29 protein-coding genes are annotated in these 26012 nt (G+C 60.8%); 19 read left to right on the top strand and 10 right to left on the bottom strand.

Features of this window, described 5'->3' with window-relative positions; all coding sequences use genetic code 11:
* The first annotated feature begins 71 nt into the window (after positions 1-71).
* Positions 72-1130: a PTS transporter subunit IIC gene (locus tag MTP38_RS01350; protein ID WP_249234010.1), complete on the top strand. Its 1059-nt coding sequence runs from the start codon at positions 72-74 to the stop codon at positions 1128-1130.
* Positions 1131-1168: 38 nt separating this feature from the next.
* Here MTP38_RS01350 and MTP38_RS01345 read toward each other — a convergent pair whose 3' ends face one another.
* Both MTP38_RS01345 and MTP38_RS01340 read right to left on the bottom strand, forming a co-directional pair.
* Positions 1169-1678 carry an NUDIX hydrolase gene (locus MTP38_RS01345; RefSeq protein ID WP_249234009.1) on the bottom strand — a complete coding sequence of 170 codons (510 nt, stop codon included), beginning with the start codon at positions 1676-1678 and terminating at the stop codon, positions 1169-1171.
* 80 nt (positions 1679-1758) lie between these two features.
* A complete protein-coding gene (locus tag MTP38_RS01340; RefSeq protein WP_227620707.1) occupies positions 1759-2349 on the bottom strand; it encodes an RICIN domain-containing protein in 591 nt (196 codons plus the stop codon).
* A 515-nt stretch (positions 2350-2864) separates the two neighbouring features.
* Between MTP38_RS01340 and MTP38_RS01335 the strand changes: the two genes are divergently transcribed.
* The 8 genes from MTP38_RS01335 (at position 2865) to tatC (ending at position 7487) form a co-directional block, all read left to right on the top strand.
* Positions 2865-3047 (top strand): hypothetical protein, encoded by a 183-nt coding sequence (locus MTP38_RS01335; RefSeq protein ID WP_227620706.1) that lies wholly within the window; start codon positions 2865-2867, stop codon positions 3045-3047.
* A 176-nt stretch (positions 3048-3223) separates the two neighbouring features.
* A complete protein-coding gene (locus tag MTP38_RS01330) occupies positions 3224-3712 on the top strand; it encodes a GNAT family N-acetyltransferase (protein ID WP_249234008.1) in 489 nt (162 codons plus the stop codon).
* A 106-nt stretch (positions 3713-3818) separates the two neighbouring features.
* The gene (locus MTP38_RS01325) at positions 3819-4121 is read left to right on the top strand and encodes a YerC/YecD family TrpR-related protein (protein ID WP_227620704.1); all 303 of its coding nucleotides are present in this window, start codon (positions 3819-3821) and stop codon (positions 4119-4121) included.
* A gap of 85 nt (positions 4122-4206) precedes the next feature.
* Entirely contained in the window at positions 4207-4758 is a 552-nt protein-coding gene (locus MTP38_RS01320; RefSeq protein ID WP_249234007.1) for a DJ-1 family glyoxalase III, read from the top strand.
* Between the two features lie 15 nt (positions 4759-4773).
* Positions 4774-5658 (top strand): fumarylacetoacetate hydrolase family protein, encoded by an 885-nt coding sequence (locus MTP38_RS01315; RefSeq protein ID WP_249234006.1) that lies wholly within the window; start codon positions 4774-4776, stop codon positions 5656-5658.
* Positions 5659-5885: 227 nt separating this feature from the next.
* Positions 5886-6392: a twin-arginine translocase TatA/TatE family subunit gene (locus MTP38_RS01310; RefSeq protein WP_249234005.1), complete on the top strand. Its 507-nt coding sequence runs from the start codon at positions 5886-5888 to the stop codon at positions 6390-6392.
* A gap of 93 nt (positions 6393-6485) precedes the next feature.
* Positions 6486-6689: a twin-arginine translocase TatA/TatE family subunit gene (tatA, locus tag MTP38_RS01305; RefSeq protein WP_227620700.1), complete on the top strand. Its 204-nt coding sequence runs from the start codon at positions 6486-6488 to the stop codon at positions 6687-6689.
* A 3-nt stretch (positions 6690-6692) separates the two neighbouring features.
* A complete protein-coding gene (tatC, locus tag MTP38_RS01300) occupies positions 6693-7487 on the top strand; it encodes a twin-arginine translocase subunit TatC (RefSeq protein WP_249234004.1) in 795 nt (264 codons plus the stop codon).
* 88 nt (positions 7488-7575) lie between these two features.
* Here the strand turns inward: tatC and MTP38_RS01295 are convergent, their stop codons facing one another.
* Positions 7576-8181, bottom strand: a complete 606-nt coding sequence (locus MTP38_RS01295; protein WP_227620698.1) for a Tat pathway signal sequence — start codon at positions 8179-8181, stop codon at positions 7576-7578.
* 182 nt (positions 8182-8363) lie between these two features.
* Complete coding sequence (locus MTP38_RS01290) at positions 8364-9038, bottom strand: histidine phosphatase family protein (protein ID WP_249234003.1); 675 nt, start codon at positions 9036-9038, stop codon at positions 8364-8366.
* A 281-nt stretch (positions 9039-9319) separates the two neighbouring features.
* Here MTP38_RS01290 and MTP38_RS01285 point away from each other — a divergent pair, with 281 nt between their 5' ends.
* The 5 genes from MTP38_RS01285 (at position 9320) to MTP38_RS01265 (ending at position 13557) form a co-directional block, all read left to right on the top strand.
* Positions 9320-10021 carry a helix-turn-helix domain-containing protein gene (locus tag MTP38_RS01285; RefSeq protein WP_249234002.1) on the top strand — a complete coding sequence of 234 codons (702 nt, stop codon included), beginning with the start codon at positions 9320-9322 and terminating at the stop codon, positions 10019-10021.
* 130 nt (positions 10022-10151) lie between these two features.
* On the top strand, positions 10152-10775 hold the full coding sequence (locus MTP38_RS01280; protein ID WP_227620695.1) for a twin-arginine translocation signal domain-containing protein: 624 nt from the start codon (positions 10152-10154) through the stop codon (positions 10773-10775).
* A 162-nt stretch (positions 10776-10937) separates the two neighbouring features.
* The gene (locus MTP38_RS01275) at positions 10938-11501 is read left to right on the top strand and encodes a twin-arginine translocation signal domain-containing protein (RefSeq protein WP_227620694.1); all 564 of its coding nucleotides are present in this window, start codon (positions 10938-10940) and stop codon (positions 11499-11501) included.
* A gap of 248 nt (positions 11502-11749) precedes the next feature.
* Positions 11750-12385 (top strand): phosphoribosyltransferase, encoded by a 636-nt coding sequence (locus tag MTP38_RS01270; protein ID WP_249234001.1) that lies wholly within the window; start codon positions 11750-11752, stop codon positions 12383-12385.
* Positions 12386-12606: 221 nt separating this feature from the next.
* Positions 12607-13557, top strand: a complete 951-nt coding sequence (locus MTP38_RS01265; RefSeq protein ID WP_249234000.1) for an ROK family glucokinase — start codon at positions 12607-12609, stop codon at positions 13555-13557.
* Between the two features lie 211 nt (positions 13558-13768).
* Here the strand turns inward: MTP38_RS01265 and MTP38_RS01260 are convergent, their stop codons facing one another.
* The 4 genes from MTP38_RS01260 to MTP38_RS01245 form a co-directional block, all read right to left on the bottom strand.
* Complete coding sequence (locus tag MTP38_RS01260; RefSeq protein ID WP_249233999.1) at positions 13769-15553, bottom strand: ABC transporter ATP-binding protein; 1785 nt, start codon at positions 15551-15553, stop codon at positions 13769-13771.
* 202 nt (positions 15554-15755) lie between these two features.
* Complete coding sequence (locus MTP38_RS01255; protein WP_227620690.1) at positions 15756-16475, bottom strand: YggS family pyridoxal phosphate-dependent enzyme; 720 nt, start codon at positions 16473-16475, stop codon at positions 15756-15758.
* 5 nt (positions 16476-16480) lie between these two features.
* A complete protein-coding gene (locus MTP38_RS01250; RefSeq protein ID WP_249233998.1) occupies positions 16481-17041 on the bottom strand; it encodes a TIGR01440 family protein in 561 nt (186 codons plus the stop codon).
* 14 nt (positions 17042-17055) lie between these two features.
* Positions 17056-18369 carry an SMP-30/gluconolactonase/LRE family protein gene (locus tag MTP38_RS01245; protein ID WP_249233997.1) on the bottom strand — a complete coding sequence of 438 codons (1314 nt, stop codon included), beginning with the start codon at positions 18367-18369 and terminating at the stop codon, positions 17056-17058.
* 269 nt (positions 18370-18638) lie between these two features.
* On the opposite strand from MTP38_RS01245, the gene MTP38_RS01240 reads away from it, so the two are divergent.
* Positions 18639-19325 (top strand): response regulator transcription factor, encoded by a 687-nt coding sequence (locus tag MTP38_RS01240; protein WP_227620687.1) that lies wholly within the window; start codon positions 18639-18641, stop codon positions 19323-19325.
* 18 nt (positions 19326-19343) lie between these two features.
* On the top strand, positions 19344-20870 hold the full coding sequence (locus MTP38_RS01235; protein ID WP_249233996.1) for a sensor histidine kinase: 1527 nt from the start codon (positions 19344-19346) through the stop codon (positions 20868-20870).
* 61 nt (positions 20871-20931) lie between these two features.
* Here the strand turns inward: MTP38_RS01235 and MTP38_RS01230 are convergent, their stop codons facing one another.
* Complete coding sequence (locus MTP38_RS01230; RefSeq protein ID WP_249233995.1) at positions 20932-22500, bottom strand: lipase family protein; 1569 nt, start codon at positions 22498-22500, stop codon at positions 20932-20934.
* Between the two features lie 151 nt (positions 22501-22651).
* A complete protein-coding gene (locus tag MTP38_RS01225; RefSeq protein WP_227620684.1) occupies positions 22652-23539 on the bottom strand; it encodes a LysR family transcriptional regulator in 888 nt (295 codons plus the stop codon).
* 694 nt (positions 23540-24233) lie between these two features.
* Between MTP38_RS01225 and MTP38_RS01220 the strand changes: the two genes are divergently transcribed.
* From MTP38_RS01220 to MTP38_RS01210, 3 genes are read left to right on the top strand one after another with little or no spacing between them, the layout of a single operon-like run.
* The gene (locus MTP38_RS01220) at positions 24234-24497 is read left to right on the top strand and encodes a hypothetical protein (protein WP_249233994.1); all 264 of its coding nucleotides are present in this window, start codon (positions 24234-24236) and stop codon (positions 24495-24497) included.
* 15 nt (positions 24498-24512) lie between these two features.
* Complete coding sequence (locus MTP38_RS01215) at positions 24513-24842, top strand: UxaA family hydrolase (RefSeq protein ID WP_249233993.1); 330 nt, start codon at positions 24513-24515, stop codon at positions 24840-24842.
* Complete coding sequence (locus tag MTP38_RS01210) at positions 24832-26001, top strand: UxaA family hydrolase (RefSeq protein WP_249233992.1); 1170 nt, start codon at positions 24832-24834, stop codon at positions 25999-26001. Before MTP38_RS01215 ends, MTP38_RS01210 begins: the two co-directional genes overlap by 11 nt.
* Positions 26002-26012: the final 11 nt, after the last annotated feature.

The following is a 26012-nucleotide window of genomic DNA, read 5'->3' as shown; positions in this document are numbered from 1 at the left end:
GTATGGTATTATGATGGTCATGCAGCTTTTGCTGCCCTTTTGAAACTGTAATGACGGAAAGGCAGATCTTTATGTCAAATGTAAAAGATTTCTTAAAACGCAAGGACATCGTCATCACCCCCCAGCGCTACCTCATCGAGGCGCTGGGCGCGATGGCACAGGGCCTGTTCGCCAGCCTGCTCATCGGCACCATCATCAAGACGCTGGGCCAGCAGACCGGGCTTGAGACGCTGGTGGACCTGGGCGGCTACGCCACGGCCATGAGCGGCCCGGCCATGGCTGTGGCCATCGGCTGGGCGCTCCACTGCCCGCCGCTGGTGCTGTTCAGTCTGGTGACGGTGGGCTACTCCTCCAACGCTCTGGGCGGCGCAGGCGGTCCTCTGGCCGTCCTCATCATCGCCATCGTGGCCGCTGAGCTGGGCAAAGCCGTCAGTAAGGAGACCCGCATCGACATCCTCGTGACCCCGCTGGTGACCATCTTCTCCGGCGTCGGCCTCTCGATGCTCATCGCCGCCCCCATCGGTGCCGCCGCAAGTCAGGTGGGCACCCTCATCATGTGGGCCACCGAGCAGGCCCCCTTCCTGATGGGCATCCTCGTCTCGGTCATCGTGGGCGTCGCACTGACTCTGCCCATCTCCTCTGCCGCCATCTGCGCAGCGCTGGGCCTGACCGGCCTTGCCGGCGGTGCCGCTGTGGCGGGCTGCTGCGCCCAGATGATCGGCTTCGCCGTCATGAGCTATAAGGAAAACGGTGTCGGCGGCCTCATCAGTCAGGGCCTCGGCACCAGTATGCTCCAGATGGGCAACATCGTGAAGAACCCCCGCATCTGGATCGCACCCACTCTGGCCAGCGCCATCACCGGCCCTCTGGCCACCTGCGTCTTCCACATGGAGATGAACGGCGCAGCCGTCTCCTCCGGCATGGGCACCTGCGGCCTCGTGGGCCAGATCGGCGTCTACACCGGCTGGGTCAACGACATTGCCGCCGGCACCAAAGCCGCCATCACCCCGATGGACTGGGCCGCCCTCGTCCTCATCTGCTTCGCTCTGCCCGCCGTGCTCAGCGTTCTCTTCTGCGAGATCGAGCGCAAGCTTGGCTGGATCAAGGACGGCGACCTGAAGCTGAACTGAACAAGCAAAAAAGCCTGCCGCCGCAGGCTTTTTTCTGTTTATACCACTCGTTTTCCGTCCAGTACCGCCTGCCGGAGCGTATCCCCTTCGTACACCAGCTTGAGGGAGAACCACGGGCATTCCTCGTTCAGCAGCCGGAAGAAGATCTTGTCGCCCTCCCAGATGGGCAGCTGCGTCACCTTCTCCTTCGGCACCCATTCCAGCACGCCCTCCCGGCAGGCATCGCCCTGCATCATCTCGCCCGTCCACTCGTCGGCGGTGTAGAGGTGGATGAACTCGGTCATATTGCCCCAGATGAAGGTCAGCAGGCCCCGGCTGCGCCAGTGGGTCAGGGTTAGGCCCGTCTCCTCCTTCACCTCGCGGAGAAGGCAGTCCTCCGGGCTTTCGAACCGCTCGAATTTGCCGCCCACGCCGATCCACTTGTCGTGGTTGTAGTCGTCCTCCTTCTTCACCCGGTGGAGCATCAGGTAGGCGTCGTCCCGCTCCAGATAGCACAGCGTCGTGCTGAAGATCGGGTATTCCGGGTCCATAAAGGCTCCAAGCTTCATCGTTTTTCCTCTTCTCTGAATCAAACTGTTACAGCAAAGCGCCCCGCAGATGACCCCTGCGGGGCGCTGTTTTCATGCGTTCATGCCTTGCGGCCTGCCCGGCCCTTGCCCGCGTTGTTCAGCTTGCGGACGAGGTCGTTCTGGTGCTTGCGCTGGGAGGGCGTCGGCTCGGGGTCGTGTACTTCCTCTGCCTTGGCCCGGGTCTGCTGGGCGGTGGCGTCCACACGCTCAAGGTTCCACTCCTGATTGCCGCCCGAGACGAAGTTCCAGATCTGGGCCTGCGCACCATTGGAGGTGTTCATGCCCACGAGGTCGATGTACTTGTCGGCCAACACATTGCGGATGCGGGTGCGGCCATTGCGGGTGGGTTCCAGTGCCCAGCACTGGCTCATGCCGCTGGTGCGTCCCCACTGATGGAGCCATGTGCCCTCCACCACGCCGCCGAGGGCAAGGTCGATCATCTTCCCGGTAAAACGGTTCTGGATGCGCCAGCGGCCTTCGCCGGCATCCACGAATTTCCACTGCTGCCATGGATGACCTGCGTAATCCCACAGACGGATCGCAGCGCCGTTCTCCGTGTTGAAGTTCTTTACTTCCAGCACCTTTCCATTGGGGGCCTTGATGAGGTAAAACTCATTTTCCGATAATACGACCTGCGATGCCTTTGCCATAACTGCGATCTCCTTTCAGCGTAGATTTTACTGCCCCTATTATAGCGCATTTTCATTTGGGCAGCAAGAATAGTTTTCCATAATCTTTTCCGATTTCTTTATACATTTTGACCGTTTTGCTGGAATTCCCCCTGTCCCGGGTTCCGCCGTCGGCGCACACTTGTATACATTATGAAAACGGCCCGCCGGGGGCGCTTTCCGCGCTGTCTCCACAGCAAGAACAACGCCCTCGTTTTCGGCTCGTTTCGGGCCGGTTCCGGGGCGTTCTGTAGTTGCTGCAAGGCCAATTCAGGGCAATGACTTTATTTTTATAAATCAAAGCTCACTTTGATGCTTTACTTTAATGATAGATATAGCATTTCAGAGAACGCTTTAATTTGTTTCACGTTTTCTGCTATTGACTTTATTTCAAAACCGGTGTATAGTAAGCTTGAAAGGAGCAAAGAACGCTCCTCAACAACGAGCTTCAGGTCCTGCGTCCGGCGGGCCTGTGAGAAAATATAGGAGGTTTGACTATGTATTACTACATTCTGGGCTGCGGTATCGCTTGTTTGATCCTGTTCGGCATCGACAGCATGGAGACGGTATGCGTCAAGCCGGCTGAGATGGTTGGCAAGGTCCTGCTGTGGCCTGTCACCCTGATGGAAGCAGTTGTCCGTTACAACTCCACTCATCACGACTTCAAGGCTGCGCTGTAAAACGCATCACGTCCAAGGACGTCGAAAAAGCCATCAAGGCTGCCGTACTCTTTGCGGGGTACGGCAGCCTTTTTGCTTTACACCCGGGGGCCGGATGTGATACACTATCTTTATAAGCCGCTTTCCCCCACCGAACTTTATCATGCGCAGCGGTGCGCTGTCTTTTCAGGAGGACTATGAAACCCGATTACAAGCTGGTCGCCAAGGCCAAATACATCCACATGACCGCCGACCTCGCCAGTGAGACCTGGCACGAGGTCTACAAGCGCTACTTCCCAGCAAAGCAGCTGGACGCCCTCGTCGAGAGCATCCAGAGCGCCGACGCCATCGAGGAGGACATCGACAACGATGTGAACTACTTCCTCGTCTTCCTCGGCAGCCAGCTCATCGGCTATTTTGCGTGGAAGATGGAAAACACCTCGCTCCACCTGCTCCATCTCTACCTCAAGCCCGCATACCGGGGCAAGGCCATCGGCCGGGACATCGTGGCGTCCTGCGAACGTCTGGCCCGGGGCGAGGGCCGGGGCCGGGTCTGGTGCGGCGTTAACGCCAAGGCCCTGCCTGTGCAGCAGTTCTTCAAGGCCCGGGGCTACCGCTCCCTCGGCCCTGCCGAGAGCGAGGGCGGCATCGACCGCAACGAGCTGATCTTTGAGCGGATGTTGTAAGAAAAAGACCATTGCATTTTTCCTGCATTTGTACTACACTAAAGTAGTGTATTGAAGTGCCCGTCTGCGGGCCGACCATCAATGAATGACCGGGGAGGAACTGTATATGGCTAAGGACCATCCGACCGGAAAATCCGGCCTGTATGCCGCTTTTCTGGAGCTTGAAACGCCGGAGGAATGCTACCGCTTCCTGCAGGACGTATGCAGCTATGCAGAGCTGAGCGCGATGGAGCAGCGCTACAACATCGCCGAAAAGCTCATGCGCAAGCAGAGCTACACCAGCATCATGGGCAATATCGGCGCTTCCAGCGCGATCATCAGCCGTGTGAGCCGGGTGCTGAGCCGGGACGACAGCGTCCTGCGCCGCATTCTGGAGAAAAACGGCGTCTCTACTGACGCTGAGGAATGATCTTTCACTGACCGCTGCGCACTGCGGGCCGGGGACGCCCCGCCTGCGGTGCGCTTTTTTCGTTGATCTATAAGGAGATGTTCTTATGAGCAAAGCTGTTCTGTTTTTTGCCGACGGCACCGAGGAGTGCGAGGCCCTTCTGGTGGCCGACCTGCTCCGCCGCGCCAAAGTCGAGGTCATCATCGCCTCTGCGATGGGCCGCCGTGCGCTGGTCAGCAGCCACGGCATCCACTTGAACGCGGACGCACTGGCTGAGGACGTGGACTACAACGATGTGGACATGGTCGTCCTGCCCGGCGGCATCCCGGGCACCCCCAATCTCGCCGAGAACAAGACCGTCACCGACACCTGCGTTTCCTTTGCCAAAGCCGGGAAAAAGGTCGCCGCCATCTGCGCCGCCCCCAGCGTCCTTGCCAGCCTCGGCCTGCTGGAGGGTAAAAACGCCACCGCACACGCCGGTTTTCAGGATAAGCTGGCCGGTGCCATCGTCCACGACGAGGAAGTCGTCGTAGACGGAAGCATCACCACCAGCTACGGCCTTGGCGGTGCCATTTCTTTCGCTCTGGAGCTGGTGCGCCAGCTGGCAGGCCCCGCCGAGGCCGACCGCATCCAGAAGGCCATCGCTTATCGGCACTGAGAAGGAGGCTTTTCGATGCGCTTCATCACCTGCCGTCTGCCCGACGGCGTAGAAGACCCGGCCATCCTGTCGGCGGATGGCCGTCAGGTCTGGCCCCTGAGCTGGCTGGGCCTGTCCTACGAGACTCTGTCCGACGCCATCCCCTTTCTGACCCCGCAGGTGCGGGCCGGGCTTTCGCTGGCCATCGCGGGCATCCCGGCCCTGCCCATCGAGGCCGTCACGCTGGAAAGCCCCATCCCCGCCCCGGCGCAGGATGTCATCTGTCTGGGCATCAACTATATGGCCCATTCGGACGAGGCCGAGAAATACTCCGCCGACGCCTTCGCCACCCAGCATCAGGATGCCATCTACTTTTCCAAGCGGGTCACCCGGGCCGTGCCGGACGGCGGCTTCATCGAGGCTCACACCGACCTCGTGAAAAAGCTGGACTACGAGTGCGAGCTGGCCGTCGTGCTGGGCCGGGATGCCAAGGACGTTCCCGCAGGGCAGACCAGAGACTACGTCTTCGGCTACACCATCCTGAACGATGTCTCGGCCCGGGACGTCCAGACCGCGCACAAGCAGTGGTATTTCGGCAAGAGCCTCGACGGCTTTACCCCCATCGGCCCCTGCATCGTCACGGCGGATGAGTTCGAGGCTTATCCGCCCAAGCTCCCCATCCGGTGCTTCGTCAACGGCGAAAAGCGGCAGGACTCCAACACCGGCCTTCAGATCTTTGACATCGACCACGTCATCGCCGAGCTGTCGCAGGGCATGACCCTCCGCGCAGGCACCATCATCGCCACCGGCACCCCGGCAGGCGTCGGAATGGGGATGGACCCGCCCCGCTTCCTCGTCCCGGGCGACGAAGTGCGGTGCGAGATCGAGGGCATCGGCACCCTGACGAACACGGTCCGCTGAGTGCCTCCAATTCCAATCGGTATTATTCTTTGTAGTTTCTACCGTATCAATTGGTTTTTGTGTAAGCCAGCCTTTTATTCACGAATAGTTCATATTAAATTCATATTCCGTTCATGCATCTTCGGTATATGTATGGCATCCAAGGCGCACAACGCGCCAAAAAGCCGCTGACGGCACACTCCATGCTGCTGCCCCGCCCGGGCGGCAAAGGAAAGGAATCAGAAGATATGAAAATTGGTTTTTTGGAACTCGTGGTCATCGTGGTCATCGCGTTCGTCTTCATCGGCCCCGACCAGCTGCCCGTCTACGCAAAGAAGCTGGGCAAGATGCTGCGTGAGCTGAAGAAGTACACCGGCGCTGCCTCCGAGGAGATCCAGAAGAATGTCGTGGAGCCTCTGAATGAGATTCAGGCCCCCCTCAAGGAGGCAGTCGCCCCCCTGACCGACATCAAGAAGGACATCGACAACAGCGTGAAGGACGTCACCAAGAGCTTCACCGGCATCGGCAAGACCAGCAAGGAAGAAGCCGCCAAGGCCGAGCAGCCGGAGGAAGTCACCGAGCTGGAGGTCGAAGAGCTGCCCGAGGAGGCTCCTGCTGAGGCTCCCGCCGCTGAGACGGCTGAGCAGCCTGTGAAGGCCGAGGAAAAGGCCGACGCCCCCGCTGCGGCAGCTCCTGTGGCCGAAGAAGCCGCACCCGCTGCCGAGGCCGCACCCGCCGAAGAGGCAAAGGCCTGAACATCCACACCGATGCACCCGCGCCCGCGGTTGCCTTATACATCGTAATCAGCCCGCCTCGCGGCGCGGCAAAGTAAAAAGGAGATCATTATTATGCGTATTGGTACTAACGAGCTGCTTATCATCCTGGTCGTCGTCCTGCTGATCTTTGGACCCAAGAACCTGCCGAAGCTGGGCAAGATGTTCGGCAAGACCATGAACAACTTCAAGAAGGGCATGGAGGAGTCTGACGACGAGGCCGAGACCACCACTGCAAAGGCCGAGACCAAGACTGAGAAGAAGGACGACGAGGAGTAATCTGTGGCTACGAACGTAAAGCGCAAAAAAAAGGCCGAAGTCATGGCTGACGACGGCAACATGACGCTGACGGGCCACCTGAAAGAGCTGCGCAACCGCCTCATCGTCTGCGCCGTGGTGTTCGTGGTGGCGGTCGTGGTCACACTGTCCTACGCCGACCGCCTCATCGACCTGCTGACCGCGATGGGACAGGGCTTCTACACCTTCGTGTCCATCGCCCCGCAGGAAAAGCTGATGCAGTATTTCCGCGTCTCCCTGCTGGCGGCTGTGGTCGTTACGGTGCCGGTGGCGCTGTATCAGGTGTACGCCTTTGCAAAGCCCGGCCTGAAGAAGAGCGAGACCTTCTTCCTCAAGCTGGTCATCCTGCTGGGTCTGGCCCTCTTCGTGGTGGGCGTGATGTTCGCCTACAAGCTCATGATGCCCTTCATGCTCCAGTTCCTGAGCACCGGCATCGAGGGCGCCGATTACATCCAGACCACCACCAGTATCGAGAGCTACGTCAGCCTCTGTCTGACCATGTTCATCATCTTCGGCTGCGTGTTCGAGATGCCTCTGGTCACCATTATTCTGGCCAAGATGGGCATTGCGAACCCCCAGCTCATGAAGAAGGGCCGCGGCATTGCCATCGTGCTCATCTTCTTTGTTGCAGCCGTCGTCACCCCGCCGGACATCGTTTCCCAGTGCATGGTAGCCATCCCGATGGTCCTGCTCTACTTTGTCAGCACCTTCCTGAGCGGCATCTTCTACAAGCCCCGCACGGAGGAAGGCGACGAAGAGGACGAGGAAGACGAGGACTAAGGCTTCTTAAAACAAAAATGAGACGGGCAGCCCCTTTGCGGGGAAACCTGTCTCATTTTTTGTTGTCCGCAGAAGCAGAGCGTCCGCCTCACAGGTCCACTACGCTCCCCACTTCTCCCGGCGCAGCGGGCACCGGGCCGAGCCGGACGGCATCGGCATCCCGCCGCACCACGAACTCCACCGGCTGACCGGCGGCAAAGGCGGGGCGATAGCTCAGCTCCAGTGTCTCCCACTCGCCCGGGACGGCACAGAAGCAGTGGAGCATCGCGCCGCGCCCGGCGGCGAGGTTCAGGGTAAAGGCCGAGGCGTCGGCAGCGTTCTCTGCATAGAGCGGGGCCGCGAAGCTCCCGCAGGGGATGCTCTGCCCCCCGCAGCGGGCCGTGACGCCGCTGTCCAGACTGTACAGCTCGTTCAGAGTGGAGACGTCCCGGCTGTGGAGGTAGCTTGCCCCCACCGGCAGGGTGCGGGCCGAAAGGTTCTCCACCGAGAGGTAGACCAGCACCCCGTTCAGCCCGGGCGCAGGCGCATAGCCCAGCAGCTCCACCGCCGCCTTGCCGTCCAGCAGGGCAGGCTGACCCACGGCCCGGGGCTGTGCCCCAGCCGCCGAGACACCTGTGAGCAGGGCAGCGGCCAGACTGACCGCGCCCGAACCGGCGCATTTCAGGAACGACCGGCGGGAAAGGGACTGAGACATGGGGGACTCCTCCTTGCAGCGAGAAAAATCATTCACTTTATAGAGTATCGGTTTCTCTGCGCCCTGTCAAGAGTCTGGACGGGTTCTGCCGCAGATTTTGCATTTTCTTTGCCGATCTTGTACCAAAAAGCCGCAAAAATGCCGCCCGGCGTCAAAATCGCCGGGCGGCAGCGGGTGCAGTCTTATTCGAAGGCCTCGTTCTCCTCTGCTTCGGCCTGACCGCGCAGGGTGTCGGCGTAGCCGAAGGGCACGATGTCGATGGCCTCCACCAGACGGTCGCGCATCCAGAGCTGAACGTCGGTCTGGACGGTGTAGCCGCAGCCGGGGTCAGCCATCCACTGTTCCGGGTGGCGGGAGGGAAGGGCGCGCTGGCTCAGCATACTCATGATGACGCCGCCGTGGGTCACGCAGGCAGCCTCGGTGACGTCCATCCGGATCATATACTCGAACAGCTTGAGCAGCGTTTCCGCGCAGCGTGCGTGGAACTGCTCGGTAGGCTCTGCGCCCTCCGGCACGAAACCCGAGCCGGGGGTGATCCACTTCTTGAAGTCCTCGTTCTTCACCAGCTCCTTGACGGGATGGTTCTCAAAGACGCCAAAGCCCGCCTCCCGCAGGTCGTGCACCGAGAACTGGTGGGTGGCATTCGGGAACAGGATGTTGGCCGTCTCCACGGCGCGCATCAGGGGGGAGGAGAAGACGGTATCCACCTGCGGATACTCGAACCGCTCCTTCAGCTCGGCCAGCTGGGCGCGGCCCTCGTCGCACAGGGGGATGTCCGTTCCGCTGCCGATGTAAAGGCCCTGTAAATTACCGGCCGTCAGGCCATGGCGGATGAGATGGAGCTTAAAGGTTTTCATGCAAAAACACCTCTTGTGAGCTATCTTGTACTGTGCTGGTTCGCACAAATCTTGCTTTTCTGCTAAAATTCCCGGCATCCTCAGACACAAAATGTATGCCGTCAGGCTTTAGTTTAACATAGATATGGTGGAAAGAGCAACCCCTTTGACAAAAACACCGAAATTATCGCGGAAAATCCGTCACTTTTTCGCTTTACAAGTCGTTTTCCATTGTGTATAATCAACGTGCTGTAAACCAAAAATCAAGGAAGTCCCATCTTTTATCTGAGGAGCCAAACATCATGGAGTTCAATCGTATCATCAAACTGCTGCGCAAGGAGCGCGGCATCACCCAGAAACAGGCGGCAGAGGATCTGGGCGTTTCGCAGGCCCTGCTTTCCCACTATGAAAAAGGCATCCGGGAGTGCGGCCTGGACTTTGTGGTACGGGTCGCCGATTATTATAATGTCTCCTGCGACTACCTGCTGGGCCGCTCGGCAGAGCGCAACGGCATGATGCTCTCGGCAGAGGACATCCCCAACCCCGACAAGATGAAGGACAACGTCTACCATGGCAGCGTCCTTCCCACCATGAACAAGAAGCTCATCTCCAACAGCCTGAACGTGCTCTACGCCAAGATCGGCGAGTGCCACAGCAAAGCGCTGACCACCGAGGTCAGCGCCTACCTGATGACCGCCGTGGCCAAGATGTTCCGGCTGCTCTACTCTGCCGAGCCGCACAACGCCCCCAGTATGTTCAGCGTGGACGCCCGGCGCTGGCCCGGCTATTCCGATGCCGTGATGCACTCCGCACAGGCCAACGTGGAGGCCCTGCTGGCCGGAGAAGAGCTGCCCGGCGGCGAGGGCGTAGCCGACCCGTCCTGCCTCGCCATGACCACCGAGAGCCTGACCCGGGAATACCCGCTGTATACGCCCAGCCTGCTCAATCTGGTCAAGACCAGCGAGACCCGCGCCCGGGAGCTGACCGGCGAGGACCGCACTTAACTCTCTGTGAAACTAGTGTAAATTCTGCTCTGTTTTGCTTGCATCTGCGTGCAAAAAATGTTATAAACAAGACAGAACATTTTCATCGTGCTTTTTTATTCATAAAACGATTTCAAGGAGGGACACATCCATGTCCAATAAGATTTCCCGCCGCACCTTCCTCAAGTGCACCGGCGCTTCCGCCGCCGCTCTGGGCGCTGCTGCCATGCTGGGCGGCTGCGGCTCCAGCACCAGCGACGCCATCGAGGTCAAGGTGGGCGATAAGGTCAGCAACTGGAACAATCTGGGTGTCCAGCTCACCAGCGTCTTCACCATGAGCACCACCCCCGACCTGCCCGACCACGAGTACGTCGCCGTCCTCATCACTGCGGTCAACCGCTCCGGCGCGACCACCTTCAACATCGGCGCACAGAACCTCGCCGAGCTGGATGCGGCCTACCCTCTGGACAATGAGGCCACCAAGATTGACGTCGCCCGCCAGTATTTCCACGCTCTGGCTGCCTCCACCACCGACTTCACCGCCACCTGTGACGGTGCCGAGGCCGAGGTGGGCGCTTACATCCAGCTCTACAACGCCGACGCCCAGAGCTTCTCTGAGTCCACCAACCTGCCCCCGCAGGGTTCCGGCTACATTGAGCTGATCTGCTGCGTCCCCACCGGCTGGCAGAAGCTGAACGTCACCTTCGTCCCCACCTTCGTGGCCAACAAGAGCCTGACCTTCACCCTCAGCTCTTCCGATATTGCACAGGCCTAAAGGCGTTTTTCCCGGACGAAATTCCGTCCCACGGGCAGATCTTTCCCCACAAAATTTTGTGAAAACCATTGACATCTGCTCATTTTTCGCCTATTGTATAGGCAAGACGCCCTTCGGGGCAGTACAATGATTTCTGTGTTTCTACATAAAGGAGGAACGATCATGTCCTTAGAATTCAATCGCCGCTCTTTCCTGAAGTACAGCGCCGCCGCTGCTGTGGCTGTGGCTGGTTCCAGCCTGCTGACCGGCTGTGGTGAGGATGAGTACCAGAAGACCGGTAAAATCGGCAGCACCCTGAAGCTGATGGGCACCTTCAAGATGAAGGATGCGCCCACATTCGATAACGGTACTTTCAAGACCACCATCAACATTAAGTGCACTACGGACAAGGTTCCTCTTTGCGTGACTAGGGGTAACTTCGAGCTTACTGTAAACAGTACTGGCAAGAGCAAGGATGACGTAGACTATCTGGACAATGCCATCACTGTCAAGCGTCAGGGTGCAGGCTCTTCTGGCGGAAAGTTCGATTTGACGACTGATGACGGTGAACAGGATTTCGATATTACTGTTACCGGCGTTACTCTTAAGAACAACGACAAGGTCGAGTTCAAGTACTGGCCCCGTATTCAGGCCAGCAGCGGCAACAGCGGCTACACCCGTGCTTTCTGCACTTGGAAGATGACCGCCAAGGTCGATGCTACCACTGGAAAAGTCACCTTCGAATAATTTCTTATTTCCGCACTCCACGCCCAAGGCTCACGCCTTGGGCGTTTTTGTTCGCCCTGTTTCGTCGATATGCTAAATTCAGGGCAAAGAATTTTAGTGGTTTTATGTCTTGTGCACAGGGGGCTTTTCCTGCTACAATAAGGGCATACCAACCGGGGAGCGCAGCGGCCGGGCAAGTGCCGCCGCGCTGTTTCCTTTTGAGGGATGGGCGTCCTGCCTGATTTCACAAGAACAGGAGTGTGCAGTTTATGATCAATATGGTAAAACTTCCCACCAACAAGAGCAGTCTGTTCCTGCGCGTGGCAAAAGGCCACTTCGCCACCAGCCACAGCCACATCAACTACTACATCGACGTCACCACCCAGAAAGCCCGCCTCTCGGAGGCCAAGGCTGTCGCCAAGGAGCTGGTGGCCGCCTATCAGCACAGCACCATCGTGGACACCGTGCTCTGTCTGGACGGCACGCAGGTCATCGGCACCTGTCTGGCCAACGAGCTGACCAAGGACGGCTTCGCCAATATGAACGCCCACCAGACCATCTACGTCATCACCCCCGAGTACACCAGCGGCAGCCAGATCATCCTCCGCGACAACCTCGCCCCGATGGTCAAGGGCAAGCACGTCCTCATTCTGGCTGCCTCCATCACCACCGGCTACACCGCGCAGGCGGCCATCGAGGCCGTCAACTACTACGGCGGCGTTGTGGCGGGCCTGTCGGCCATCTTCGCTACCACCCACGAGTGTCTGGGCATCCCGGTCACATCCATCTTCGACCCCTCCAGCCTGCCCGACTACGCCAGCTTCGACAGCCGCGACTGCCCCATGTGCAAGGCGGGCCAGCACATCGACGCGCTGGTGAACAGCTTCGGCTACTCGGCTCTCTGAACTCTGCCCCTTCCTCCCTCTTTCTCCCCGCTGTGCAGCGTGCATGGCGGGGAGTTTTTGCATCCGCGCTTCCTTTCTGCGATTTTGCCAAAAATCGCAGTCCATTTCCGTCCGATTGCATAAAATCCGGCCCGCCCTCTGCTCTTTTGGGCCGGAGTATGTTATACTGTTGTCAGCTAAAAACGGCGGACGACCGCCGCAGAAAAAGGGGTAAATGAATCATGAAAGAATACGCATTCGGCATCGACCTCGGCGGCACGACCGCCAAGGTCGGCCTGTTCACCACCTCGGGCGCACTGCTGGAAAAGTGGGAAGTCCCCACCGACACCTCGAACGCCGGTGAGCACATCCTCGAAAATCTGGCCGACGCCATCCACGCCAAGATGGCCGAGAAGGAGATTCCCTCCGAGCAGGTGGAGGGCGTCGGCATCGGCGTGCCCGGCCCTGTGCTGGACAGCCGCGTCGTCCCCATCATCTGCGCCAACCTCGGCGGCTGGGGCGAGCGGAACGTCTCGGCCCAGCTGTCCGGCCTGCTGGACGGCATGAAGGTCTTGGTGGGCAACGACGCCAACGTCGCCGCTCTGGGTGAGATCTGGATGGGCACGGCCAAGGGCTGCCGCAGCGCCGTCATGGTCACGCTGGGCACCGGCGTGGGCGGCGGCGTCATCGTCAACGGCAAGGTCATCGACGGCGCACACGGCGCTGGCGGCGAGATCGGCCACATCACTGTCAACCGCCACGAGACGGCCACCTGCGGCTGCGGCAAGCACGGCTGTCTCGAGCAGTATTCCAGCGCCACCGGCGTCGTCCGCTGCATGAAGAAGCTGCTGGACGAGAATCCCGACGCTGACTGTGTCCTGCGCGGCAGGGATTTTGAGGCCAAGGACGTCTTCGACGCCGCCCGCAATGGCGACGCTCTCGCCGCCCGCGAGGTGGACGAGATGACTGACACCCTCGGCATGGCTCTGGCCACCATCGCCGCCACCACCGACCCCGAGATGTTCCTTGTGGGCGGCGGCGTGTCCCGCGCAGGTGATGTCCTCTTCGACCCGCTGGTGGAGCACTACAAGACCTACGCCTTCAAGTCCTGCCGCGAGACGCCCATCAAGGCCGCAAGCCTCGGCAACGACGCCGGCATCTACGGCGCAGTGCGGCTCATCGTGGGCGACTGATATTTTCTTTTTCAATCGATAAAAATAAGAGGCCGCTGCAAAGTACAACCTCTCAGTCTCGCTGTCGCTCGACAGCTCCCCTTGTAGGGGAGCCTCTGGCGAAGAGATGAGGCTTTCCGCCCTGCCAAAGCCTCCCCTCGATAGGGGAGGTGGCACGGCGAAGCCGTGACGGAGAGGTTGCTTGCAGCAGCCCCTTTTATTTTATCAGGAATTATAACGTATCTTCCCCCGGCAGCTGGTTCCACAGGCGGTAGTAGACGCCCTTCTTGGCCAGCAGCTCGTCGTGGGTGCCGGACTCTTCGATGCCCTCCGCGCCCAGCACGAGGATGCGGTCGTAGTCCTTGATGGTGGTCAGGCGGTGGGCGATGGTCAGGGTGGTGCGGCCGTGGGCCAGCTTCTCGAGGCTCTGGCCCACCAGGATCTCGCTCTCGTTGTCGAGGGCGCTGGTGGCCTCGTCGAGGATGAGGATGGGCGGGTTCTTCAGGAAGACCCGGGCGATGGCGATGCGCTGCTTCTGGCCGCCCGAGAGCTTGACGCCGCGCTCGCCGACATAGGTGTCGAAACCGTCCTTCAGGGCGCGGATAAACCGCTCTGCGCCCGCCAGACGGGCCGCCTCGATGATCTCCTCCCGGGTCGCGCCGGGCTTGCCGTAAGCGATGTTGTCCGCCACAGAGCCGCTGAAGAGGTAGACCTCCTGCTGGACGATGCCGATGTCCTCCCGCAGGCTCTTGAGGGTGACGTGCTGGATGTCCTGCCCGTCGATGAGGATGCGGCCTCCCGTCACCTCGTAGAAGCGGGGGATGAGGTTGCACAGGGTCGTCTTGCCGCCGCCGGAGGGTCCGACCAGCGCCAGACGCTCCCCGGCCCGGATGTCGAGGCTGACATGGTGCAGCACCTTGTTGTGGTCGTCGGGGTACTCGAAGCTGACGTCCTCGAACCGGATGGCGCCCGGGCCGGGCTGCAGGGGCTTGGCATCCTCGGCGTCCTTGATGGTGACGGGGGTGTCCATGATCTCCGCAAAGCGCTCGATGCCGGTCATGCCCCGCTGGAACTGCTCGGCGAACTCCACGATGCGGCGGATGGTGGCGATGAGGGTGGTGACATAGAGCATATAAGCCACGAGGTCGCCGGCGGTGATCTTCCCATAGACCAGCGACAGGCCGCCCGCAAGGATGACCACCAGATACATCAGGCCGTCGAACAGGCGGGTGGAGGTGTTGAAGGCCGCCATCGCGTAGTAGCCCAGCGTCTTGATGTGCTCAAAATCCTTGTTGCCCTTGGCGAATTTCTCCCGCTCCTCGTCCTCGGCAGCGAAGGCCTTCACGACGCCCTGACCCAGCAGGCTGTCCTCGATGGTGGCGTTCAGCTCACCGATCTGGATGCGCTGCTGGCGGAACCGGGCGCGCAGGCGCTGGTTCAGCTTGACGGACACGATGCCCATCAGGGGCACGCAGGCGAACACCGCCAGCGTCAGGGGCACGCTGGCCTGACACAGGATGAGGAAGGAGGCTATAATTTTGATGCCCGCGATGAAAAATTCCTCGGGGCAGTGGTGGGCGAACTCGGTCACATCGAACAGGTCGTTGGTGATGCGGCCCATGATGGTGCCGACCTTGGTGTTGTTGTAGTAGGTGTGGTCGAGCTTGAGCAGATGGTCGAAGGCGTCCCGGCGCATATCCGTCTCGATGTGGACGCCCATGATGTGGCCGATGCCGGACATGAAATACTGCGCTGCGCCGTCGATGATGCGGAGCACGAAGTACACCGCCGCCAGCTTGAGCACGATGCCCGCCGTGAGGGTGATGCCCACGCCCATGGCGGAGTTGGTGATGGTGCTCATGATCTTGGGCAGGATGATGTCGCACAGGGTGGTCATCGCCGCGCAGAACAGGTCGATGAACAGGGTCATTTTGTACTTTGCCAGATAGGGCAGGAAGCGCCGGATGAGTGCGCCGCTGCTGGTATGCCGCGCTGCGGGGTCTTTGACGTTTTGCATAGTTCCTCCAATTTTTATAGCGGGCTTGCCCTCTCAGTCACCTTCGGTGACAGACTCCCCTTTTTGTCGCTTGCGCGACATCTTCCCCCGGCCGGGGGAAGTCTTTCCTCAAAGGGAGAGCCTTTCGCCTACCGGCAAGCTCCAAGCCTCTCCCTTTGGGAGAGGTGGCATTGCGAAGCAATGACGGAGAGGGCAAAGCCGTTTATTTCTTACTATAATCTCTCTCGCCGTAGATGGCCGTGCCGATGCGCACGAGGGTCGCGCCCTCGCGGATGGCATTCTCGAAATCGCCGCTCATGCCCATGGAGAGGGTCTCCATCTTCACGTTGGCGTAGCCGCGCTCTCCGGCCTGCACGAACAGCCGGTACACCTCGGCCAGATACCGGCGGTTCTGGGCATCGTCGTCGTTGACCGGGGGAATGGCCATCAGGCCCTTGACCCGGATATGCTCTTCGGCGGCAGCAGCGTCCAGCAGGGGCCAGAGCTGCTCCGGCGAGACGCCCGACTTGGACGCCTCACCGCCGATGTTCACCTCCAGCAGCACATCCTGCACGATACCGGCCTTGGCCGCCTCCTTCTCGATGGCGGTCAGCAGGTGCTCGCTGTCCACGCTCTGGATGAGGCTGGCCCGGCCCAGCACCTTCTTGATCTTATTGGTCTGCAAATGGCCGATGAAGTGGCTGGGCTTGCCGCAGTAGGCTCCGGCGTCGAAGTTTGCGCAAAGCTCCTGCACATGGTTTTCGCCAAAGACGTCGATGGCAAGGGCCGCGCTGGCGGCGACGGTGTCGGCGGTGCGGGTCTTGCAGGCCGCACAGAGCTGCACCCCGGCGGGGTCTCGGCCCGCCTCCCGGGCCGCTGCGGCCATCTTTTCCCGGATGGCCTCTACGGCCTCCCGCATCTCGTCCAGATTCTTTTCTGCCATAAAGCTCAATCCTCCTCGGTATATTTTGCGCGCTCGCCGCCGATGAGCTTCGGGCGGGTGCGGGCGCAGAGAATATTCGCTTCGCCGATCTTCGAAAGGCTCAGCCGCACCGGCACGGCCACCCGGCGCAGATGCATCCCGATGAGGGTGCCGCCGATGTCGATTCCGGCGTGGGCACGGATCTCTTCGACGGCGATGGGGTCACGGAACTGCTTCCAGCAGGTGGTGGCCCAGCTGCCGCCCGCATGGGGGCGGGGCACGACGCAGACCTCCTCCCAGCCGTATTTCCCGGCGGCCTCCCGCTCGAGGATGATGGCCCGGTTGAGGTGCTCACAGCACTGTGCCGCCAGCCAGATCCCGTTTTCGGCCAGCACCGGCGCAATGCCCGCGTAGACCGCCTGTGCAGCCTCAAGGCTGGAATTCTTGCCGATGTGCCCGCCGACGATCTCGCTGGACGAGCAGCCCACCACAAAGACATCCCCCTTTTTCAGCTTTGCCTGCGCCAGCAGCTCGGTCACAGCCTGCCGCGCCTCGTTTTCGATCTGCTTTTTGAACTCTTCCGTCATAAAAAACACCTCGTTTACACTCTTGCCGACAGCAGGCTGGCAGAGCCTGCCGCACCGAAATACACTTTGCTGCCCGCCGGGCAGACTGCGGTGCAGCCGTCCATCTCCCGGCCCGTGAAGGTCCGCTCCCAGCTGCCGTCCGCCGTATCCACCGCCTCGGCGCAGGGCGCGTCCGCCGACAGGCCGAACAGCTTCTGCTGCATATTTTCACCGGCCCGCAGGGCGATGCTCCGCAGCAGGGTGCGGTCCGCGTTCTTCTCCAGCCAGTTGCTGCGCGCCCAGCGGTAGCTGACGTAGAGGATGCCGTCCTCGTCCAGCGCCAGTGCGCCGGGGTAGCCCGGCAGGCCGGAAAGGAAGCTTTTGCAGTTCTTCCCCCCGGCAGTCAGCTCCCGGGCGTCGGCGTCCACGGCCCAGACGCAGCGGCTGCCGAGGTCGGAGACATAGAGCGTCCCGCCGTCCTCCGAGAGGGCCAGCCCCGACGCGCCCGCGATGCCCCCCAGCACCCGCTGCACCGAACGGTCGGCCGGGTCGTAGACGTAGACCCAGCCCGTGCCGGTGTGGGCCAGAAGCTCGGTGCGCAGCGCACCTTCCAGCCCGTTTTTCACGCTGGTCTCCGCCGCGGCGGCAAAATAGACTTTTCCGTCCGGGCCGGCCTCCACCGCCGACAGCGCACCCAGCGGTGCGCCGTCCAGCTGGGTGACCACCGGCTCCACCGAGGTGCCCCAGCTGTCATGCCGGGCACGGCAGAGGGTCCCGCCGGTGGGCGTCACGACCGTCAGCCACAGATCCCCGTTTCCGTCAAAGGCAAAACCTGTCAGCTCCCCCTCCACGGACAGGATGGCCGCATCGTGCCCGCCGTCGGTGCGGACCAGATCGCTTTTCCGCTTTTTCATTGATGCACCGTCGTAGGCCGCAGCGTAGACAAGGCCGTCCTGTGTGCGGACACAGTCCACGCCCAGATAGTCCCCCAGCTTCCAGCCATCTTTGCTGTCGGCGGACAGCTCCGTCCGGGCCGCGCCGGTGTCCTGCCGGACATCCGGGACGGTGTAGGCTTTCGGCGGCGTCTCGATGGGCCGCAGCAGCAGGCCGTAGGCCAGCGCCGCCAGCAGCAGCAGGGCAAAGACATTGCTGGCCACCCGGAAACGGGTCAGCAGAGCCTCCCGCTCGATGGCGGCCTGTGCTTCCAGCTGGGCCTTCCGGCGGGCCGCTGCCGCCGAGGTGCGCTGGGCGCGGCGGAGCCACCGGTCTACGAAAAGGGCCACGTTCGGCCCCACCGTGAGGGATGCGATGAAGAGGAGCAGTACCAGCTCTACAAATCCAATGCGCATGAACAGTTTTCCTTTGCTGTGTCAGATTTTGGGTGTTGCTTTTATCATTGTAGTATAGCACACTTCGTTTTTTTTTCCAAGACGGTGCTGGACTTGACACGCCCCTTATGCCCGGGCTGGGATGTTTTCCCAAAAAATCTACCCAAAATTCACAGAAATTCCTAATTGATAGGGTATGATAGAATCAGACTTCGTATCCAGTTCCGCCGGGCTGCATCTGAGCCGTCCCGGCGCTTTGAGAGATATAAGCTTATGAGGAGGAATGCCTTATGGCAAAAATTCTGATCGTTGACGATGAGCCGCGCATCCGGGAGCTGATCCGGGAAAATCTGCAATATTCGGGCTACACCTGCGAGGAGGCCGGCGACGGCTCTGCCGCCCTGTCCCTGCTGTCCGGCGGCGGCTATGATCTGGTCATCCTCGATCTGATGATGCCCTTCATGGACGGCATGACCTGCCTGCGGGAGATGCGCACCCGCCGCATCAACACCCCCGTCATCATCCTGACCGCCCGCGGCGAGGAGTACGACAAGCTGGCGGGCCTCGAGGGCGGTGCCGACGACTATGTGGTCAAGCCCTTCTCCCCCCGGGAGCTGGTGGCCCGCGTCCGGGCAGTGCTCAACCGCACCATGCCCCGCACCGAAGCCTCCGACAGCACCATGACCTTCGGCGAGCTGTCCATCGACACGGCCAGCCACACCGTCAAGGTCTCCGGCGAGGAAGTGAGCCTGACCCCCAAGGAGTTCGACCTGCTGGTCTTCCTCGCCTCCAACAAGGGCATCGCCCTGAGCCGGGAGAAGATCCTGCAGAAGGTGTGGAACTACGACTACTTCGGCGAGGACCGCACCGTGGACACCCACGTCAAGATGCTGCGGGGCCATCTGGGCAAGTGCCGCAGCTACATCGCCACGGTCTGGGGCATCGGCTATAAGTTCGACCCCGACGCGGCGCGTTAAGCGGAGGTTCTGCTCTTCATGCGGCAAACGAGCAAGACACGGCGCACCATCGGCATCCGGGGCCAGCTCATGGGCTTTCTCTGCTTCATCTGCTTTTTGCTGGTGGGGCTGTTCTGGTTCCTGAGCACCCAGCTGCTGGAGCCTCTCTACACCACCCATATCCAGAAGCAGCTCACCGAGCAGGCCGAGGCCATCGTCGCCCGGATGGATGAGGCCATCGAGCGGGGCGAGACGCTGTCCTACTGGGCCTTCGGCAGCCAGCTCTACGTCAACAACACCTTCTTCAACTCGCTGCGGGACGACATCTTCGAGATGGGCGGGATGAGCAGCTTCTGCATCGACATCTCCGACACCACCCTGCGGCAGATCTTCAAGGTGGACAACCTCTCCTACTGCAACCTCCACCGCACCCGCCCCACCGACTCCTCCGACGAGAAGGCGGCCTACACCACGGCCCGCGCCATGCGCCAGCTCTGCCGGGAGAGCGGCGGCGCGGTGGTGCGGAAGATCAATCCCCCTTCGCCCTCCGGCTCGGTGCAGCTGATGGTGGGGCGGATGACCGCCGACGGAAATTACACCGTGCTGGTCACCACCAGCCTCATGCACGTCGCTGAGGCCGGCAAGGTGCTGAGCACTGTCCTGCCGCTGGCTGCGGCCCTCATCTTCGCCTTCTCCATGTCGGCGGCGTGGCTCTTCAGCGAATGGTTCACAAAGCCCCTGCGCGCCCTCTCCGGGGCCGCACGGCAGGTGGCACAGGGCAACTACGCCGTCCATGTGGACTCGGTGCGGAACGACGAGCTGGGCGATCTGGCGCAGGAGTTCAACCACATGGCGAAGGAGGTCCAGCACGCCTCCCAGATGCAGCGCGACCTGCTGGCCAACGTCTCGCACGACCTGCGCACCCCGCTGACCCTCATCAAGGGCTACGCCGAGACGGTGCGCGACCTGACCGGCGACGACAAGAAGCACCGCGACGAGCAGATGAACATCATCGTGGACGAGACCGACCGCCTGACAGCCCTTGTGTCCAGCGTCATGGAGCTGAGCAAAGTGACCAGCGGTGCGCTCAAGTGTGAGAAGGTCCACTTCGACATGGGCCAGCTCTGCGACGAGGTCAGCGAGCGGTACGACGCCGTCTGTGCCCAGAACGGCTGGCAGCTCAAGCTGGAGCTGCCCGACGAAGAGCTGCCCGTCTGCGCCGACCCCGACATGATGCAGCGGGCGCTGCACAACCTGCTGGGCAACGCCATGCACCACATCGGCGAGGACGGCATCTTCGTGCTACGGGCGCTGCGCTGCCCCGAGGGGGTGCGCGTCGAGGTAGAGGACCACGGCCCCGGCATCTCGGCGGAAGACCTGCCCTATATCTTTGACCGGTATTACCGCTCCCGCTCCGACGCGGGCAAACAGGGCACCGGCCTCGGCCTCTCCATCACGAAAGCCATCTTCCAGCAGCACGGCTTCCGCTTCGGCGTCCACTCTACGGTGGGCAGGGGCACCGTGTTCTGGTTCATCATGACCGACGCCGAAGAAATTTCGGCATAACAAAAAACGGACAGCGACCCAAAATCGTTGTCCGTTTTTCTGTTTTGCTCTTGTCCGGGCCTCAGGTGCGGGTCGTGGCTTCCATGCAGTGCTCCGAGGGGGCGTAATACTCCATCAGGGCGGTGTAGTTCTCGAAGTGGTGGCAGAACGCCGCACGGATCGCATTGTCGGGGGCGCTCCGCATCGACACGAACATCAGGATGTACTTTGCAATGAGGCTCACCGCCTCGCTCTCAAGGCCGTAGCAGAGGCCCACGGCCAGCACCGGCACCACGATCTGCTGGGCACGGATGGGGATGCTGCCCGTATCGACCCGCTTGAGGACGGCACGACTCATGGTGGACGCCGCCCAGACGGCGTGGGAGATCTTCCAGTAGTCCATGTTCTTCAGGTGGGTGAGGGTGCGCAGACGCTGGATGACCTCGCCGTCGTCGAGGATCTTGTTCTCCGTCACCTCTTCCTCCGAGCGGATAAAGGTGCACTGGATCATGTCCATCAGGGCCGCCTCGTAGTTCTCGTGGTAGTTCTCCCGGGAGATGAAATATTCCTCCATCTTGAGCATAAGCTCGTGGGTCTCTTCGTTGGTGGCAAGCCAGCTGAAATCCAGCGGCACGGGGCCGAAATCGTTCCTGCCCATCTCGTTGAGGTCGTTCAGCTCCTCTTCGTTCCGGGTGGAGGGGAGGAAGCGGTCGTTGCCGTTCCGGTGGTAGCCCCATTCCTCGGGCATCAGGCAGGGCACGATGTCGCCGCTGGAGACGATGTTGAAGATATTGCTCTCGCCCCAGCTCTCCTTCAGGGTGCCGTCGGCGTTGTGGTTGTTGTCGTAGTCCTGCTGCAGGTTGGGGTAGTCCTGCGGGCCGAGGGCCACCGGCGTGGCAAAGGTGTAGACGAAGACGTCCTCCCGCGCCAATCCGGGCAGCTCTTTGTTGAGGCGGGCGGCGAGAAGGTTCGCCACCGCAGCGCCCCGGCTGTAGCCGCCCATCCAGAGCTTGACAAGGCCCAGTCCACCCGCCTTCTGGGCTGCGGCCAGATAATTTTTCAAATCGGTGAACACCTCGTTCACCGGGATGATGAAGCCGCTGTGGGCATGGCCTGCGCCGGTGTGCAGGTTGCTCACCCACTCGCCGCCATAGCCGCCGCCCCGCAGGATGAGCGCCACGATGGTGGTTCGCCTGCCATTCAGGGTGATGGTCTTGCGGGCGGTGGACCAGCCCACAAAGTCACCGGCCTTGCCCACATCGATGTCGTAGTAACGATACTTCGCATCGCCGTAGCCCAGCTTCGTATAGGCCGCGTCGAGGCTGTTCTCGCGGCCCACATCCCCGTTGGCCCAGTATTTCGCCTCGCTGACCCATGTATTGAATGCCGCGCCCACCATGCCCAGCGTGGCCAGCGCCAGCTGGTGGTCATACTGGAGGGACGAGTGCGCAAAAAAGCTGTCGCTGTAGTAATATTCGTGCTCAATGTCCATCTGGCTCAGCTCGCTGCGGAACGACAGGCTGTATTTTCCCGACGGCACCGCGCGGCCCACCGTCTGGTTCTTCGCGGCTGCCTCGGCCCGGGGCAGAGTCAGCCCGGGCGCAAGAGCGGCACTGCAAGCCAGCGCTTTGCAGAAATCACGTCGTTTCATGTTCTTTGCCCCCCTGCTGTTATGATAAACTCCATTTTATTTGCGGTTTGCTATAGTATACCGTATTTTGCCTCCGGATACAATCGTCAATTCTATAGTTCTGCATGAAAAAAAACGGACCGCAGTGCTGCGGCCCGTTCTCTCACGATTCTTAAAGAGGCTGTGCGTCCATCTGGTGGCAGAAGTCCACGATGTGATGGAACATCTGTTCGACCGCCGGGGCCATCGCCGTGGGGCGCTGGACCGCCAGACCCACCACGCGGTCTTCCTCCGGCTCGATGGGATAAATCTTGACGGCTGCAGTGCAGCTGCGCAGCAGCATCCGGGGCATGATGGAGATGCCAAGGCCCGCTTCCACCATCGCAATGTTGGACTGGTCATCGATGACATGGCAGCGGCGCTCTGTAGAGATGGAATATTTCTTGAGGAACTGGCGCATCTCGGCGTCGGTGGCGTCGCACTGAACGACGAAGCTCTGGCCGTTCATCAGCTCGGGGGTCATAATGCCGTTTGGCGGCTCGGGCCAGTCCTGCGGCACGATGCAGAGCAGCGGCTCCCGGAACAGCTCCGTCAGGTTGAACTCCTCCCGGCAGGTGGCGGACAGGAAAGCCAGATCCACCTGACCGGTGCGCAGCCACTCCTTCACATCATCGTAGGTGCCCTGATAGACCTCCACCTCGATCTGAGGGAAGCTGGCCATAAAACTCTTGAGGATCTGGGGCAGCAGACCGGCGCAGACCGAGTTGAACGCACCCAGCTTCACCTTGCCCTTTTCCAGACCGTTGAGGCGGGCGATGCTCTGCTGCAGGGCTTCGTCGCTGTTGAGCACCGCCCGGATGGACGGGTAGAGCGAGGCGCCGTAGCTGGTCATGGTCACGCCGTTTTTGCCGCGGTTAAATAAGGTAAAGCCCAGTTCTGCCTCCATCACCGCGATGGCGTGGCTGATGGCAGAGGGGGTCAGGTGCAGCTGCTGGGCCGCCTTGTTAAAGCTGCCCTGCCGCGCAACTGCATCGAAAATCTCGTAGGAAAACAGCGTCATGCCCCAAGCCTCCTTCCGTTTTTCAGTTCGGAGACGCCCGTTCTTCTGTGAATCTTTTTCACCTTGTAGATGCTATGCATCAATTTTCTTTTTGAGTGTACTATCCTATCTCCGCTTTGTCAAGCGTCCGGAACCCAATTTTGGACGTTGGACTAAATTTCTGCTCTTAAAACGCTATTTATCGGGTATATTTGCGCCCTTTCGGGGCGGTTCTCGGTCATTTTCCACAAATTTTCCGGGCGGAAACTTCTCGGCTTCCGAAATTTCATCGTTCTCTTAGGGCCGTTTGAAAAACGCCCGGGACTCCTTCGACCACCTCCTGCGCAACCGGCGGCTGAACACCATCATCTCTCCTGCCATCATGGGCCTCGGCAGGGAGCTTATGGCGCTGGTACGCAACCTCTAGACTCTGATTCTGGTCCTTGCCATCATCGTCGGCAACATCTCGGCGACCTTTGCGGGCGCTTTCGTCATCCTGCCGAACTACTTTGTCGATCACTTCAGAAAGAGCGACCTGAAAGACCTCATCGTCCGTTCCGCAGAGCCGGTGCTTCTGGGCAAAATGTGCAGTTCATCCTGAATGTGGCCTTGGGCGAAAAAAAGAATGTCGTGGCCGCCTTTGCCGGTGACTTGGAGGAGGCTTATGCTGCGGGCGTCGCCTTTATCCGTGAGCAGTCTCAGTGCCCCGTCGTAAGTGGAGATCGAGGCTTATCTCTCGCAGATCCCCCCAGACAAGACCATTCCGGAGCAGTGGTGTCCCCAGATCTATGCCCGCATCCTGAAAAAGCACAAGGTAATTTTAGTCACGACCTCTCTGGACCACGAGCTGGTCCGCAAAGCCAATATGATACCCGCCTCGACCCCCGATGAAGCGCTGGCCATCGCCTACGAGATGAAGGGGCCGGATGCAAAGGTCGTCGTCATCCCGGACGGCGTCGCCGTGCTGGCGGTATCCTGAAAGGAGCAGATGACAATGGATGGACCCCGAATTGCTCTGAAGGTAAACGACAGAGACAACGTCGCAACGATCTTTGCCAACGGCATCCACAATGGGAGCGAGGTGGAACTGCGCGATAAGAAAGGCTTTGTCGAGACGCTCACGGTCCACGGCGAGATTCCCTATGGGCACAAGATCGCCGTCCGCGACATCAAGCTGGGCGAGCTGATCTTCAAATACGGCGAAGAGATCGGCATCGCCACCCAGAACATCAGAAAAGGCGATCATGTCCATATCCAGAACCTCGACAGCCTGCGCGGCCGGGGCGACCTGCCAAAACGGGAGGAAAATTATCATGGCGTATGAATTTATGGGATATGTCCGCCCGGATGGACAGGTCGGATGTCGGAACCATGTGGCCGTTATGCCCAGCGTGACCTGTGCCGGAGACGTGGCCTCTGCCATCGTGCGGCAGGTAGCCGGGACAGTGGGCTATTTCCACCACCAAGGCTGCTGCCAGCTTCCGCCTGACCTCGACCGTGTCACCGAAACGCTCATCTCGCTGGGCAAAAGCCCCAATGTGGCAGCGGTCTTGGTGGTGAGCCTCGGCTGCGAGGGCACCGACCACGAGCGGCTGACCGCTGAGATCCGCAAGACGGGGAAACCCGTCCGCATCATCCGCATTCAGGAACTGGGCGGTGTCAGCGCCGCCATCAAGGCCGGTATCGATGCCGCGCAGGAGCTGGTAATGCTCGTCAGCGGCATCCAGCGCCAGCCTGTCAGCATCGACCGCATCACCATGGCCATCAAATGCGGCGCTTCGGACACCACCTCCGGCATGGCCTCCAACTGCGTCGTGGGCTATGTGGCCGACAAGCTGGTGGACCTCGGTGCGACGGTCGTGTTCGGCGAGACGACGGAGTTTCTGGGCGGCGAGCATCTGCTGGCCCGCCGTGCGGTCAATCCGGAAGTAAGCGACAAAATTTATGAGATCGTAAACCGGATGGAAGCGCGTGCCCGAAGTCTCGGCTGCGATATGCGCAAGGGCCAGCCCACCCCGGGCAACATCGAGGGCGGTCTGTCCTCCATCGAGGAAAAAAGCCTTGGTGCCATCGTAAAAAGCGGCACCAGTCCCATTCAAGGCGTCATGGAGTACCCCGAGACCATCGGCCAGCGCAAGGGACTCTGGATCAAGGACACGCCGGGCCGCGAGCCAGAGATCTTGACCGGCATGGCCGCCACCGGTGCACAGTTTATGATGTTCTCTACCGGCCGCGGCGCGCCGCAGGGCTTTCCTACCATGCCCGTCCTGAAAGTGTGCGGCAACCCCAACACCTACGAGCGGATGTCGCACGATATGGACATCAACGCCGGCCGTATCATCACCGGCGAAAAGAGCATCGAGGAGGTAGGCGAGGAGGCCTTTTCCGCCATTCTCGACCTGCTCTCCGGCAAGCAGACCAAAAATGAGACCCTCGGCTATCACAGTTCCATCGATATTTACACTCTTGGCCCGGTCATCTGATCCACAACCGC

Source organism: Faecalibacterium sp. I3-3-89 (assembly GCF_023347275.1).
GTDB lineage: Bacteria > Bacillota > Clostridia > Oscillospirales > Ruminococcaceae > Faecalibacterium > Faecalibacterium butyricigenerans.
This window is presented reverse-complemented; position numbering and strand designations above follow the sequence as displayed.